Below are 14057 nucleotides of genomic sequence, written 5' to 3'. Positions count from 1 at the left end.
TAAGTTTATGGGCGTAATATAAATGTAAGCAGGAAAAAATGTAGTAGATAGATAAATTTATAGGAATTTGATTTATAAATACCGTAATTGGCATTATTTTATGTTATAATGAAAAAGAAATATTTTGAACGAAGATGTGAGGTGAATTAAGTGGGCAAAGTTATAGCTATTACTAATCAAAAAGGCGGTGTTGGTAAAACTACAACATCAGTAAATTTGAGTGCTTGTTTAGCTGATGCAGGTAAGAAGGTGTTACTGGTTGATTTGGATCCACAAGGTAATGCTAGTTCTGGGTTAGGTATTGAAAAGGATGATTTAGAGCTCTGTGTGCATGATGTTCTAATTGATGGAGAACCAATTGCTGATATTGTACAACCTACAATGCTTGAAAACCTATTTGTGGCGCCTGCAACAATTCAACTAGCTGGTGCTGAAGTAGAACTAGTTTCCGTTGTTTCACGTGAAACAATGTTGAAAAAAGCATTAGCGTCAGTACGAGATACATATGATTTTATCGTCATTGACTGTCCACCATCTCTCGGGTTATTAACGTTAAATGCCTTCACTGCTGCTGATAGTGTATTGATTCCGATTCAAAGTGAATTTTACGCATTGGAAGGGGTTAGTCAATTAGTTAAAACGATAACAATTGTACAACAAACATCAAATAAGGATCTTGAAATTGAAGGCGTGCTATTGACTATGTTTGATGGCCGCACAAATTTATCGATTCAAGTAGCCGATGAAGTAAAAAAATTCTTTGGCAATAAAGTATATAAAACAATTATTCCTCGTAATGTACGTTTAAGTGAGGCGCCTAGTTATGGGGAGCCAATCATTGTATATGATCCAAAATCCAAAGGTGCTGATGTATATACGAAATTAGCTAAAGAGGTAATTAAAGCATCTAAAACTAAATAAGCACTAGAGATAAATAAGTACTAAAGCTCAATAAACACAAAAGCGAAGTAAGTACCTAAAGGTAATAAGTATCTGGTAATATGTAGGTATCTAATGCTATGAATATTAGTTTTTGGTGGTTTTTGTGATTTACATATTTTAAATTTGTAAATATTGGTAAGGCCGAGAGAGGTTAGTTGTATGCCAAGAGAAATTAAAAGCAAAAAAAGCAAAGCGTCTGGATTGGGGAAGGGTCTTGAGAATTTAATGAAGGTTGACTCTGTAGAGTCTGTATTGCCTGAAAAGGAGATACATGAACTGCCAATTTCTGAGTTAGTTCCAAATGTAGATCAACCGCGTAAAAGTTTTGATGAAGATAGTCTAGCTACATTGGCTGAATCAATCAAGAATCTTGGTATTTTCCAACCGATTGTAGTTCGTAAACAAAAGAATAAATACCAAATTGTAGCTGGTGAGCGCCGTTATCGTGCTGCTATGATTGCTGGATTGAAAACAGTACCAGTTATTGTTAAAAAATATAATACCGAAGAAATGACAGAGGTTGCTCTTGTAGAAAACCTACAACGAGAAGGATTAGATCCTATTGAAGAAGCATTGGCTTATCAAGGATTGATGGATACTTATAAGCAAACGCAAGAAATGATTTCCGCTCGTCTTGGCCGTAGCCGTTCATATATAGCTAATATGGTTCGTCTTTTAAAATTATGTGATTCTGTACAAAAGGATCTTATCGAAGGTGATTTGACGGTTGGTCAAGCTCGTCCATTATTAGCGTTAAGAAGTGCAGCTCAACAAATGGAAGCAGCTGAACGTATTAAAGAGGGTGAGCTAAGCGCTAGACAAGCAGAGGCCCTTGTTAAGTCTATGCAAAATAAATTGTCTAAAGCAAAGGCTGGTAAACCTCAAAATACGGCAGAAGTTCGTGCCCTAATGGACCGTTTAAAACTAAGCTTAGGATCCCCTGTGAATATTAAATTCCGTGCGGGCAAAAAAGTACAAGGAAAAATTGAAATTGCTTTCTCCTCTGAAGCTGAGTTAGAAAGACTTATTGCATATATGGATGGGCAAGATCAAACAGAAGATGCGGAAACAATAGAGTTTAGAGTATAATTGGCTAGCAAAAGCAAAAGCAAAAGCAAAAGCAAAAGCAAAAGCAAAAGCAAAAGCAAAAGCAAAAGCAAAAGCAAAAGAAATAGTAATAGCAATAGCAATAGCCGTAACACCAACAATAATAGTAACGATAATAATAACAACAATAACAACAACAATAACAATAATAACAGCTATAGCAATTGTAATAGTCGTAATAATAACAATCTGAGGTAAAAGTGTAGTCTACGGGCTGCGCTTTTACTATATGTAATAGATTTATTAAATAATAAGGTAAGACGCAAGAAGTTTTATAATATATTTGTAATATATGTGAAGGTTAAGTAACAAGGATAGGTTATGGAACAAACACCTAAGGCAAACCGCATACATATTGGCTTTTTTGGCCGTTGTAATGCCGGTAAGTCTACATTGATCAACATGTTAACTGATCAGCCTGTATCGTTAGTATCCGATGTGGCAGGGACTACAACAGATCCTGTAAGCAAAGCTATGGAAATCTTACCACTTGGCCCTGTGGTGATTACTGATACTGCTGGTATAGATGATACAACTGAATTAGGTGCATTGCGCATGGAGAAAACAGAAGAGGTCGTGAAAAAGATTAACTTGGCTGTTTATGTGCTTCGCACCGATGAAGAGCCAACCTCAGACGATATGCACTGGTTAGGTCTTTTGAAACAAAATAATGTACCTGTTGCACTTTTTATTAATGAGATTAATGCGGTGCCAAACAATTTAACGGAGTCTAAAGCTAGTATAGGCAGAGATATACTGGGAGAGCGTTATATAGCGGATTATATGGGTTTATCTGATTTGGTTACTGTCATTGGTTCTGCTGACTTCACATCTGATGCGAAACGATTAGAGTTGCTTGATCTACTCGGTGGGCTAACACCACTTGATGTAGAAGGGGAGCAAACTCTTTTACAAGGTTTAGTTGAAGAGGGGGATACAATCATTCTTGTATGTCCTATCGATAGTGCCGCACCAAAGGGGCGACTCATCTTGCCACAGGTGCAAACTATCCGAGAAATTCTCGATCACAAAGGCCTAGCTTTAGTCTGCCAAACAGAAGAATTACCGGCTATGATTCACTCTCTTAAGAATCCCCCTAAAATGGTAATCTGTGATTCCCAAGCTTTTGATCGGGTTGATGAGTTGACACCTGATTCGATTCCATTGACATCTTTTTCTATTTTGATGGCACGATTTAAGGGAAAATTACAGGATTTAGTCACTGGTGTTAAGGCTATTAAGAATTTGAAAGCTGGTTCCAAGGTACTCATCAGTGAAGGTTGTACACATCGTCGTCAATGCGATGATATTGGGACTGTAAAAATACCTAATCTTTTAAAGAAGCAAGGCTATACAGATTTACAGTTAGAATTCACTAGTGGGGGAGCATTCCCTAAGGATGTATCACAGTATGATTTGATCATCCACTGTGGTGCTTGTATGCTAACACGCCGTGAGGTGTTACGTCGTATAGAATGCGCTGTTGTACAAAGTACACCCATTGTAAATTACGGTGTACTCATAGCAGCTCTACATGGTATACTAGAACGAGCAATAAGCCCATTTGTTGACGAACTAGAGGGCTAATAAATAGCCTAATAAATAGCATTGTAATATGTATGTAACACATACATTTAGATATACATTACATACTTGTTATATACATTGTTATATAGCTATCGTTTATCTATATTAGATATATTAAATATATTAAATTAAATTGCATGCAGTCATTTAACTTTCACAATAGGAATGGTATAATTAACTGTTGGAGTTTTGATGATTGTATAGGAAGGAAAATACATGTTCGAATCGATTCAACCGTGGATAGGCATGGTTACCATCGTTCTTGTTATAGTGTTATTCGTATATTGTGTAATCTTACACATTCGTTTAGGTAGCTTGAAAAAGAAATACGATTTCTTTATGCAAGGGGAGCATGGTGCGAGCCTAGAGCGTAAATTATCTGTAGAGGTCAGTGAAATTCGCGATGCTGCGAAAGGCCTTGAGTCCTTGTTATCCGAGCAAGTGGCAATTCGCAATATTCAGAGTAATACGATACAAAAAATTGGCTTTATTAAGTATAATGCCTTTGAAAATATCGGAAATGATCTGTCCTTTGCGCTTACCTTGCTAGATGGCAACAATAATGGCATCTGTATCTCCAGTATTTACGGTCGTAGCGAATCTCGTATTTTTAGTAAACCTATTGTGAAAGGTAAAAGTTTAGTAAGTCTTTCACAAGAAGAATTAGAAAGTTTGAACGAAGCGTTGGGTGAGCGTACCAATGAGGAAGCGTTGACGAGCGCTATCGTCTCGAAATAAGGAAGTTTTATGTTGAAAATACCGGCATTCATTTCAAACAAAGTTGAAAGAAATGGTGACAACTGCATATTGACATTAACTACCAAGCAAGCGAAACTCGTTGCCATTATTGGTTCTGTAGTATTGGTCTTGGCATTGGTACTCGGTATTTGGGGCATTGTGCGTCAAGCTGAGGTTGTGCAATTACGTCAACAAACGCAATTGCAATCGGAACAGTTGAAATTGTTACAACAAAAAACAGAGGTTTTGGATAAGAAAATTCAAAACTTAAATCAAATTAGTGAAGAAAATAAGAAAATGTTGAAGGGCGCTGAATCTGGCACACCAGCTCAAGGTGGCGGGGATGGTAGCGACCCAAAGCAGGAAGCCGCTGATAATAGTGAAGCACAGACGTTAACAGCGGCACAATTATCGGCTCGACTATCCAAAATGGATAAGGAAGCACAAAAATTGCTTGTTAGTTTCTATACAATGCGCAATATCCTTCGCGATGGTGGCGCACAAGATTTGATGGCATTACAATCCATCAATTTCTCCGCTGGTTCTGGTGGTGCTGTGAATAGTACGACACCTAGTATTTGGCCAAGTAAGGGCGTTATTACATCTCCATTTGGTAGCCGTGTTGACCCTGTTACGGGTGCTATTGGTGCATTCCATGAAGGTATCGATATTGCCGATGACTATGGTTCCCAAATCGTGGCTACTGCGGCAGGGGTGGTAACCTTTGCAGGGTATACAAGCGGCGGTTATGGTAACCTCGTTGAAATCGATCATGGCAATGGTTTTGTTACCCGTTATGGCCATAATAGTGCCGTATTGGTAACGGTAGGGATGAGCGTGAAACAAGGTCAAACCATAGCTTTGATGGGTAGTACTGGTAAAAGTACGGGGGCCCATGTTCACTACGAGGTACGCCTTAACAATACGCCTGTAGACCCTATGATCTTCTTACCAATTAGCAATTAGAAATATAAAAGCTTATATAAGACCTAAAAAGAACTTGTTATGCGTGCATATGCGCTTATAGCAAGTTCTTTTTCTTTCCTTTTGTATATATATATTGTAAAATAAAAGTATATGAACGGAGGTATATCTATGAAGGCCTATGTACAAGTTTATACCGGCGAAGGCAAGGGCAAAACAACTGCCGCAATTGGCCTAGCTATTCGTGCCATCGGCGCTGGCAAGAAAGTCCTCTTCTTACAATTTATGAAATCTAAAGTATATAGTGAACATACTATTTTACCTACCTTAACAAATTTAACGTTAGAAACTGTGGGCAAGCCATTCTTTATCATCAAAGAAGGCATGAAGAGTAAGGATGAACTTGCTAAATGGGGCGATGAAGTCGTTGTCTTTGAGTCTGGTAATCCTCCGAAGGATTATGTAGCTCTCATCGAAAAAGGCTATGAACGTGCACTTGCTGCGATCAGCAGTGGTGAGTACGACCTCGTTGTACTTGATGAGTACAATATGGCTCTCTTCTTTGAACTCATTACATGGGATAAAACTAAAGCTTTACTCGATGCTCGTCATCCAGAAACGGAACTCGTATTTACGGGTCGTGGGGCTCCTCAAGAATTAATTGATGAGGCCGATCTCGTAACGGAGATGAAAGAGATTAAACATTACTACCTACAAGGCGTAATGGCTCGAAAAGGCATTGAAAACTAATCATAGGAACACCTAAGGAGGTGATGTGGTTGAGTACAGTGGCTATTGTGGCCCTCGTTATTGTGGCCATCATTGTAGCACTCATCTTGACTATCCTACTGGCACCAATCACATATAGCATCGAAATTGATGGACGGACGCCATATCGTGGCGAACTGCGCATCAAATGGCTGTGGCGCGTATTTTCACTCCACTTAGCGTACATTCAAAATAAACCATTTTTTAAGGAATTATACGTTTTAGGTGTACTTAAGATCGGTCCTGTGAAAGACTATGAACAATGGCTTGAAAATCGTGTAGATGAAGAATATCAAAAGGTAATGGATGATGACGGCGACATATCACAAGCAGAAGCTTTTGCAAAGGCTATGCAAGGAGGCGGACAAGGTCCAACTGCAAGCTCTAGCGGCACAAGCTTTGATGACTTGAAGAGCGCCCAAGGCTCCGATACAATCTTTGATGATGACGAATCACCAGGGGCGGGGAGCGCACCTAGGGCAAAGGAGCGCATTGAGCGACCTGATGCGGCTTCTAAGGATATGGATGCACAAGCTCGTGCTGAGCGGTATGATTCGATACAACAAGATCCAACGGCTCATATTCAAGATGATGATGAAGTGGTAAGTCATGTTACTTTCAATAGTGACGGCTCTATCAAGGAAAAGGTATTTACAAAGGTAAATGATATTAAAACGACTGTGAAACAACGTTTTGGAAAGCCTGATCCCAATGATCCGGTAGCATCATTCAAGTCTGAAATTCCTACATTCTGGTTCATGAAACACTTGAGAAATACAGAGTTGTGGCGTCAGATATTCCTTGTGTCGAAACGATGCTATAACCACTCTAAACCACGTGATATGGCTATAGAGGGCCGATTTGGTATTGGTGATCCGTATCGGATGGGGCTTATTGCATCTATGTTGTATAGCATTTGGCCTGAGCAAGCAGAGTCTATTGAGATAGATTATGTGAACTGGATAGCTGAAGGCAGCGGCTATATTAAAGGTCGTATGATTCTTGCCGTATTGGCGTGGTATGGTACTAGATTCTTGGTATCTAAACCTATGCGTTCCCTATTGGGTGAAAGTGCTCGTGTCTTCTGGGTTAAACGGAAGGAAGCAAAGCAACTAGAAAAGCTAAAAGCCGAACAGGGTCAAACAGCGTAAGGATATATAAAGTCAATTGAGTATATGAGCTGTATTATTATAGCTATAATACTTTCACAAAAAGCGGAGGTACTGTGATGGAGAACAGTAATGTAAAAGAGAATTTGGAAGTCCTATTCGAGAAGTTTAAAAATATGATTAAAGTGGAAACGGTAGTTGGTGAAGCTGTGCAAATTGGCGATACTACACTCGTTCCATTTGTTGATGTAACCTTTGGCTTCGGTACTGGTACAAACCACTGCAGAGCCAATAAAAGCCAAGAATCTGGCGGCGGTGGCGGTGGTGCCAAAATGGAACCAAGCGCAATCCTTGTTATTAAAGGTGACCGCATCGAATTGTTCAACATTAAGGGCAACCCTTACAGCAGCAGCTTTGATCGCCTTATCGGTTTGGTGCCTGATCTCGTGTCCAAATTGAAATCCGATAAATACATCTATTTAAATGATGAACAATAATTCGGTGAATAATAAACTATAATTTGATGACAAATTATAAATAATTGGTGAAAGCCGAAATGCCCACATGTGTGTTCTGAATAGGTCTGTATCGACTGCTTTAAGGGTCTCAGAGGATGCTTGTGGGTATTATTTTAAGTTCTCATAACTTTCATAAGTAGTTCATAGGGCTTTATTATGCTATTTATCATAGTCTTGTGAAATTTAGCAAGATTTGCTATAGTAAAAATAGTACACTATTGGATTGTATAGTGACACTTTTAATCGAGGAGGATTTCAGATGAAATTATCTAAAAAATTGACTACCTTAGCTATCGTTGGTGCTATGTCTGCTACTGCTGCAGTAGCAAGTGCTGCTAACATTGGCTTAGTAAATATGAGCCAAGTAGTAAATAGCTACCCTGGCTATGGTGCATTAGATATGAAAATGCAACAAGTAGACGCTCAATACCGTCCACAAATTGAAAAAAAAGTACAAGAAATTGAAAAAATTAAAGACTCTGCACAAGCAGAAGCAGAATTCAACAAAACTGTAGCTCCATTGCTTCAAAAAGAAAACGAAGAAATCAATAAAATTGCTCAACCTATGATGCAAGCAATTCACAACACTGTTGAAGCTATTCGCGTTGAAAAACAAATGGACGTAGTATTGGATGATCCATACACAATTCGTGCTGCTGACGCTAACAGCAAAATCGAAAACATTACTAACGAAGTAATTAGCCGTCTTAAAAAATAATAAGCACAAAACCCCCTAACTGAGGTATCAGCTAGGGGGTTATTTATTAAAATACATTTGGATGAATCCGATAAAGGAGTGAGATTTAATGAAAGATTTTAAAGCATTAGCCACAGAGCGGTATTCGGTTCGAAAATTCGATACTCGACCAGTGGAGCAAGAGAAGGTAGATATTTTGTTAGAAGTAGCTAGATTAGCACCTACGGCTCATAACTACCAGCCGCAAAGACTGCTCGTGTTAAATACAGAAGATAGCTTAAAGAAACTAAAAGATTGCACTAATGGTCATTTTAATGCACCGTTGGCAATCATTGTTTGTTACGATAATACGGTGAGCTGGAAGCGGGAATACGATGATGCGGATATGGGGGTTGTAGATGCCAGCATCGTGGGATCCCATATTATGTTTACCGTAGCCGATATCGGTCTAGGTACAACGTGGATTGCTCACTTTGATCCTGCTAAAGTACGCAAGGCATATAACTTGCCTGATAATATCATCCCTGTAGCCATCTTCCCAATTGGTTACCTTCATCCAGACTGTGTTCCTGCACCAGGCCATACAAAACGCTTTGATGTGAGTGAATTTACAATCTATAATTCCTTTTAAAAGAATGTTTTTAGACTATGTATTACTCTATAAGTATTTAATAACTATGGATATAATTGAACCACTAAATGGTTATATAAAACTTAATAACTATATGATTTCTCTTTAATACATAGTTTATATAAAAAGGACAGTTGTTTGTATCAACTGTCCTTTGGTATTTTATTCTGGTTTATGAATGAGGTTTACAACGAACTCGCTGTCTTCTACGAGTGTTGCTTGGATGTAGTTATCGCCCTTGAATTCCAATACTTGGCCTGGTACGAGTACATGCTCTTCAGTTTCATTAAGGAACACTTGTACTTTACCTTTTACAACTGTAAAAATGACATTAGCTTCAGGGTGGTTATGTTTTTCCACCTTTTCACCAGCCTTGCCGCCTTTTTTTACGATTACATAATTAGGACCTTGGAATAATAAACCTAATTCTTGATTAACTGTGCCTGCCATAATGGACCTCCTAGTTCTAATTTTTATATTGAAAGTTTAATGTAATACATACTATGTTGTATATTTATCTTATAATTGTATTATAAATGATATTGTTTATCAATGCTGTGCTTATGGCTACAGTTTCGAAAATAGTTAAGCTATTGTATAATTTATATAAAAATAGGTATGAAAAAAGGAGCGTAAGTTACGCTCCTTTTTCAGTACATATATCTGAGAGTAGATAGTTTATATTATTTTTTACGAATGGTATATAAACGTGTGCCGTTTTCTTCTGTTGTTACAAGTTCAAAGGCTGGATCGATAGCTTTCACAAAAGCTTCGAACCATGTTTGGTAGGCTAATGCCATGAATTTAGGGTCAACGCCTGCTGTACGCCAGTAGCCTGCTTGTAATCTGTGGTCGCCAACCCATGTAAACTCGTCTGGGCTTTCAGAAACCACTTGGTCACCACCATCGCAAGGCATGCCATTTACGTAGAAGTTTTGTAACGCATTGTAAATCGCTGGTGCAGTGTGTTCTTCAAGGTTATCTTGAGCCACAACGCCACATGCTTGGCCTTGTACTGCAAAGGCATCTAGAATAGCGGTTACTACGTGTACTGCTTCATCGCCGGAATTTGTGTCGAGCATATCTTTGATGAAAGCTGCTTCACGAACGGAAGCAATGTTGATTTGGTTAGCTAACCAGCCGTGAATATTGCCATGGTCGATGATATTTTCCAAGGGAATGCTTGGATTAATTGGCTCGCCGTATGTATCTACGGAGATGGAGTGTAGTTCCTCCGCCAAATCATCAACAACTTTAGAAGTTTTTTCTAAAATCAAATTTTCACGCTCAACGAGCAATTGAATTTTGCGATATAACCAGTAATGGATGTGACCTAAGAATGCGGACATATTAAGCTCCTTTTCGTGCTGTTTCTAATTTCTCTACTAAATCGTATACATTAAAACCGTGGATTTCTGCGGCTTGCCATAATGGCTCAGCTGTTGCAGATGGGCAACCTAGGCAACCCATACCAATACCTTGTAATACAGGTACAACATGTGGATAGGTTTCAACGATGTCGCGAATAATTGTGTCTGGAGTGATAGGGGAACCTGCTTCGAGGCGTGGTGCTTCTACTTCAGGATCGTTACCTTGACCAGGCAAGAACACAGCTGGTTCTTCGGACTTGCTTTCAGCTGGAGCACCTTCAAGGTCGCCCAATACAGCTGCTTTGAAAGCCTCTAAACCAATGCGGTCGATGAATTCGCCCATGCGTTCGATTTGTGCGTTTTCTTTATAGTATGCGATGATTCGATCAACTAATGCAAGAGCTTCTTTTTCTGTTTTAACTTCTGCGATGAGGTCGCCGATGCGTGGATGCGCACCGCCGCTACCGCCAGCGTATACATTCCAACCGTCTACAGTACCGATAACGCCCACATCTTTCATGCGGCTTTCAGTACAAGAATTTGGACAACCGGACACGCCGATTTTCATTTTACTTGGCATTTCAAGAGATAAATATTTGCGTTCAATTTGCATGCCAAGGTGTACGCTGTCTTGTTTAGCGCGTTTACAGAAGGTAGTACCTGGGCAGATTTTTACGCTGCGCACGCGGTTGGACACAGTGTACGCTGGCTCCATGCCAAGCATTTCCCATGCTTTATCTACGTCTTCTGCTTTCAAATTCGTAATCATAATGCGTTGGCTGCCAGTTAATTTAAGAACAGCGCCGAACTCATTTGCTACGTCGATATATTTTTGTAATTGATCTGGTTGAATGAAACCTGCAGGAACGCGAGGTGTAATTGCATAACGGCGTTGACCGTTTTTTATGCGTTGTAAATTTGCTGCAATTTGTGCCATATTAAATCCTTTCTCGAGCCCTCTCTGCGGAGAATAGTGGCTAAAACTACTTAGTTAATCTATTAAACTCTTTATATATTAATTATTTACGCCTAGGGTTTTGTGAAAGCTTCGCACATAATACGGACAGTGGGATGAGATCAACTAGGCGATGCCTCATCAAAACCCGGCGTAATGATCAGTATGGGTATTTAGAATACTGACCCGACGCTCTTAGTATAAACCATTTTAACAAACAATAATGTAACCCAAGCTACAAAAATAGAACTTTTTCAATATTAATTATTGATTGTTTACTAACTATCATTATATACGATACTGTTTACAGATGAAACCCAAGGTTACATATCGTATAATAGACATATAGAGTGTTCTTGATGTAGGAGAAACGATGAAAGTCCTTTACGATACTATTTTAAAAGCAACATATATAGGTCGCCCGAACCGTTTTGTGGTGACTTTAGATTTGAATGGTGAAAGTGTACTCGCTCATTTGCCAAATCCTGGTCGCATGTGGGAGCTCTTGTTTACGGGGGTAACGATGTACATCGTGCCTCACGATAAACCGGATGCGAAGACGAAATATCGCGTGGTAGGCATCGAGCGCGATGGCGTTGTTATCATGCTCGATACAAACTACAGCAACGATGTGGCGCAACATTTGATTGAAAATAAATGTATCCCTGGTTGGGAGGAGTGGCGCGTAGTGAGACGGGAATATACGGTTAAACTACATGGCACATCATCTCGATTTGACTTGCTCCTCACCAATGATAAGGGGGATGAGTTTTTACTAGAGGTTAAGTCGTGTACCTTGTTCTCTAAGATGGGAGCCATGTTCCCTGATGCTATTACAGAGCGAGGCCGCAAGCATTTATTGCATCTGAAAGAATTACAAAATGAAGGCTACCACACGGGTGTTCTATTCCTCGTACAATGGGATCAAGCGCAGTGGTTCTTGCCAGATTATCATACGGATTTGGAATTTGCTAAAACCTTTAAAGAGGTGGCACCTTCATTAGATTGGAAAGCTGTGGCTGTGGCGTGGGATGAGACTTTCACCATGCCTACGGTGACACATGAATGTTCCTATCCAAGTAGTATCCTCGACACAGAGGCTCATGATAGTGGTGTGTATGTGATGGTCATGTACCTCAATCACGACCTAGATCTCGAAATCGGTTCTAAAGGGATGATGCATTTCAAACCTGGTTACTATATGTATGTTGGTTCCGCGAAGGCAAATTTAACGAAACGCATTGAACGTCATAAACGAAAACGGAAGAAAATGCATTGGCATCTAGATTACTTCCGCGGTCACTGTGAAATGATAGCGGGCTTGCCGATTCGTACTAGTGGGCGGCCGCAGGCTATGACAACTTCTGCTCAGGAACGGCGTAAAGGTAAACTCTCTGACGATGCTCCAGCTGCTCGTGAAAGCGCAGATATAGAACTAACCAAAATTGACGTAGAATGTGCTCTCGCTGATGCAGTGCGAGCTATTGCGGAATGGAATGTACCGAACTTTGGGTGCAGCGACTGTGACTGCAATAGCCATCTATTCGGAATGAGCGAAAACCCGATACACAATCAAATCTTTATGAACGTAATAGAAAATTACAGGATGAATATGCTAGATGAACTAGTTAATAGGTAATTATTATTGATGGGGCCCGAGAACTATATACGTAATTAATTAAAAAGTGCTATTACCTATCTCTTCGCTCCATAGTGACCTAAGTCGCTCATCAATAGGTAATAGCACTTTTTAAAACACTAGCTATAGAGGTGTCCCATCAATAATAATTTAATCCTATCTATAGCTATATCAGCATATTCATTATAAAGTTAGTGCAAGGAGAGAGGGGAGATTTTGTGTATGAGGTTGTTTGTTAAGTTTGTGTTGTTGGTTGTCGTTGGTGTTTGTAGTGTTGTGTTGAGTGGTTGTTCTTTCATTTGGACGACGGAGAATGGTGATCCTGCTACACCAGAGGATATCAAGTCTAGCGTGGAGAAGGAGTTTTCGGTTGTGCATCCGAAGCTTGTTCTTCAGTCGTCTGTGGTAGAAAAGGAGAAGCCATTCCAGCGAAATGTGTATGTGTTTTATGATGAAAGTAATGGTATTTCCTTTACTACAAATTCTGTAGTCAAGTCGCCAACATTGCCGGCCCCTGGTGGTGAGCGAAAAAATGATGCGGATTTTGCGTATTCACAAGCGTATTTAGTTCATTTGAATGGTTCGTTAGTGGAACGTGCTAGGCAGTATGGCATGCGGATGGCGACGCACGAGGAAGCCTTGGAGTTAGCTAAGTCTAAAGCGACACGTGTAGCAGGTACTAATAAGATATCTTTATTCACATATGATGAGATTATCTTTGTAGACGAATCTGTAAAGGGTGGAGATATTCTAACCTTTATGAAATCTATATATAGCCTGTATAAACCGCAAGACAGCCCAGCGTTATTGCACCCTCGTTCTGATAGAAGCGTAGGCTTTTATTATCTACCAAAAGGAGAAGCGGACAAAACAAAAGCTAAGTATTTGATCGCCTTTCGATTTATGGCAAAAAATGATTGGAAAGAAACCATGCTAACAGGTATTGGTAGTACTGGTAACGACACTTCGGCTGTAGAACGAGATTTTGTTAGCATTTTAGATCATATGATACAACATGCGGCTCATTGAATAAGAGATAGAGGTTACTATATTTTATAGAATTAATTACAGC

Annotated in this window: 15 protein-coding genes; 12 read left to right on the top strand and 3 right to left on the bottom strand. The window is 39.6% G+C overall.

Annotation, left to right across the window (positions count from 1 at the left end; genetic code table 11):
- Nucleotides 1–150: 150 nt before the first annotated feature.
- From DWV85_RS05585 to DWV85_RS05535, 10 genes are all read left to right on the top strand, one after another.
- On the top strand, nucleotides 151–921 hold the full coding sequence (locus tag DWV85_RS05585; protein WP_004698040.1) for an AAA family ATPase: 771 nt from the start codon (nucleotides 151–153) through the stop codon (nucleotides 919–921).
- 180 nt (nucleotides 922–1101) lie between these two features.
- On the top strand, nucleotides 1102–2031 hold the full coding sequence (locus DWV85_RS05580; protein ID WP_123138242.1) for a ParB/RepB/Spo0J family partition protein: 930 nt from the start codon (nucleotides 1102–1104) through the stop codon (nucleotides 2029–2031).
- A gap of 339 nt (nucleotides 2032–2370) precedes the next feature.
- Nucleotides 2371–3636 carry a [FeFe] hydrogenase H-cluster maturation GTPase HydF gene (hydF, locus tag DWV85_RS05570; protein WP_123138240.1) on the top strand — a complete coding sequence of 422 codons (1266 nt, stop codon included), beginning with the start codon at nucleotides 2371–2373 and terminating at the stop codon, nucleotides 3634–3636.
- A gap of 216 nt (nucleotides 3637–3852) precedes the next feature.
- Complete coding sequence (locus DWV85_RS05565; RefSeq protein ID WP_004694397.1) at nucleotides 3853–4374, top strand: DUF4446 family protein; 522 nt, start codon at nucleotides 3853–3855, stop codon at nucleotides 4372–4374.
- A gap of 9 nt (nucleotides 4375–4383) precedes the next feature.
- Nucleotides 4384–5340 carry a M23 family metallopeptidase gene (locus tag DWV85_RS05560; RefSeq protein ID WP_105087297.1) on the top strand — a complete coding sequence of 319 codons (957 nt, stop codon included), beginning with the start codon at nucleotides 4384–4386 and terminating at the stop codon, nucleotides 5338–5340.
- 129 nt (nucleotides 5341–5469) lie between these two features.
- Nucleotides 5470–6048, top strand: coding sequence for a cob(I)yrinic acid a,c-diamide adenosyltransferase (locus DWV85_RS05555; protein WP_004694402.1), 579 nt, complete (start codon nucleotides 5470–5472; stop codon nucleotides 6046–6048).
- Between the two features lie 29 nt (nucleotides 6049–6077).
- Complete coding sequence (locus DWV85_RS05550) at nucleotides 6078–7217, top strand: hypothetical protein (RefSeq protein ID WP_123138283.1); 1140 nt, start codon at nucleotides 6078–6080, stop codon at nucleotides 7215–7217.
- Between the two features lie 77 nt (nucleotides 7218–7294).
- Nucleotides 7295–7672 carry a spore germination protein GerW family protein gene (locus DWV85_RS05545; RefSeq protein WP_123138239.1) on the top strand — a complete coding sequence of 126 codons (378 nt, stop codon included), beginning with the start codon at nucleotides 7295–7297 and terminating at the stop codon, nucleotides 7670–7672.
- A gap of 280 nt (nucleotides 7673–7952) precedes the next feature.
- A complete protein-coding gene (locus DWV85_RS05540) occupies nucleotides 7953–8411 on the top strand; it encodes an OmpH family outer membrane protein (RefSeq protein WP_004698051.1) in 459 nt (152 codons plus the stop codon).
- A gap of 88 nt (nucleotides 8412–8499) precedes the next feature.
- The gene (locus DWV85_RS05535; RefSeq protein WP_123138238.1) at nucleotides 8500–9021 is read left to right on the top strand and encodes a nitroreductase family protein; all 522 of its coding nucleotides are present in this window, start codon (nucleotides 8500–8502) and stop codon (nucleotides 9019–9021) included.
- Between the two features lie 162 nt (nucleotides 9022–9183).
- Here the strand turns inward: DWV85_RS05535 and DWV85_RS05530 are convergent, their stop codons facing one another.
- The 3 genes from DWV85_RS05530 to DWV85_RS05520 all read right to left on the bottom strand — a co-directional run bounded on the left by DWV85_RS05530 (nucleotide 9184) and on the right by DWV85_RS05520 (nucleotide 11328).
- On the bottom strand, nucleotides 9184–9471 hold the full coding sequence (locus DWV85_RS05530; protein WP_123138237.1) for a DUF1637 domain-containing protein: 288 nt from the start codon (nucleotides 9469–9471) through the stop codon (nucleotides 9184–9186).
- 233 nt (nucleotides 9472–9704) lie between these two features.
- Entirely contained in the window at nucleotides 9705–10370 is a 666-nt protein-coding gene (locus DWV85_RS05525) for a hypothetical protein (RefSeq protein WP_119563120.1), read from the bottom strand.
- 1 nt (nucleotide 10371) lies between these two features.
- Nucleotides 10372–11328: a DUF1858 domain-containing protein gene (locus DWV85_RS05520; RefSeq protein ID WP_004694418.1), complete on the bottom strand. Its 957-nt coding sequence runs from the start codon at nucleotides 11326–11328 to the stop codon at nucleotides 10372–10374.
- A gap of 391 nt (nucleotides 11329–11719) precedes the next feature.
- On the opposite strand from DWV85_RS05520, the gene sfsA reads away from it, so the two are divergent.
- Both sfsA and DWV85_RS05510 read left to right on the top strand, forming a co-directional pair.
- Complete coding sequence (gene sfsA / locus DWV85_RS05515) at nucleotides 11720–12985, top strand: DNA/RNA nuclease SfsA (protein WP_123138236.1); 1266 nt, start codon at nucleotides 11720–11722, stop codon at nucleotides 12983–12985.
- Nucleotides 12986–13207: 222 nt separating this feature from the next.
- Nucleotides 13208–14014, top strand: coding sequence for a hypothetical protein (locus DWV85_RS05510; RefSeq protein ID WP_123138235.1), 807 nt, complete (start codon nucleotides 13208–13210; stop codon nucleotides 14012–14014).
- Nucleotides 14015–14057: the final 43 nt, after the last annotated feature.

It is taken from the genome of Veillonella sp. AF13-2 (assembly GCF_003603295.1).
Taxonomy (GTDB): Bacteria; Bacillota; Negativicutes; order Veillonellales; family Veillonellaceae; genus Veillonella; species Veillonella parvula_E.
Note: the sequence above shows the minus strand (reverse complement) of the source record. Positions and strands in the feature narration are given on the sequence as shown.

Bases quoted from the DNA above. Each gene is read 5' to 3' on its own strand.
- DWV85_RS05580 (WP_123138242.1), top strand. From the start codon at position 1,102: ATGCCAAGAGAAATTAAAAGCAAAAAAAGCAAAGCGTCTGGATTGGGG.
- hydF (WP_123138240.1), top strand. From the start codon at position 2,371: ATGGAACAAACACCTAAGGCAAACCGCATACATATTGGCTTTTTTGGC.
- DWV85_RS05565 (WP_004694397.1), top strand. From the start codon at position 3,853: ATGTTCGAATCGATTCAACCGTGGATAGGCATGGTTACCATCGTTCTT.
- DWV85_RS05560 (WP_105087297.1), top strand. From the start codon at position 4,384: ATGTTGAAAATACCGGCATTCATTTCAAACAAAGTTGAAAGAAATGGT.
- DWV85_RS05555 (WP_004694402.1), top strand. From the start codon at position 5,470: ATGAAGGCCTATGTACAAGTTTATACCGGCGAAGGCAAGGGCAAAACA.
- DWV85_RS05545 (WP_123138239.1), top strand. From the start codon at position 7,295: ATGGAGAACAGTAATGTAAAAGAGAATTTGGAAGTCCTATTCGAGAAG.
- DWV85_RS05540 (WP_004698051.1), top strand. From the start codon at position 7,953: ATGAAATTATCTAAAAAATTGACTACCTTAGCTATCGTTGGTGCTATG.
- DWV85_RS05535 (WP_123138238.1), top strand. From the start codon at position 8,500: ATGAAAGATTTTAAAGCATTAGCCACAGAGCGGTATTCGGTTCGAAAA.
- DWV85_RS05530 (WP_123138237.1), bottom strand. From the start codon at position 9,471: ATGGCAGGCACAGTTAATCAAGAATTAGGTTTATTATTCCAAGGTCCT.
- DWV85_RS05525 (WP_119563120.1), bottom strand. From the start codon at position 10,370: ATGTCCGCATTCTTAGGTCACATCCATTACTGGTTATATCGCAAAATT.
- DWV85_RS05520 (WP_004694418.1), bottom strand. From the start codon at position 11,328: ATGGCACAAATTGCAGCAAATTTACAACGCATAAAAAACGGTCAACGC.
- sfsA (WP_123138236.1), top strand. From the start codon at position 11,720: ATGAAAGTCCTTTACGATACTATTTTAAAAGCAACATATATAGGTCGC.
- DWV85_RS05510 (WP_123138235.1), top strand. From the start codon at position 13,208: ATGAGGTTGTTTGTTAAGTTTGTGTTGTTGGTTGTCGTTGGTGTTTGT.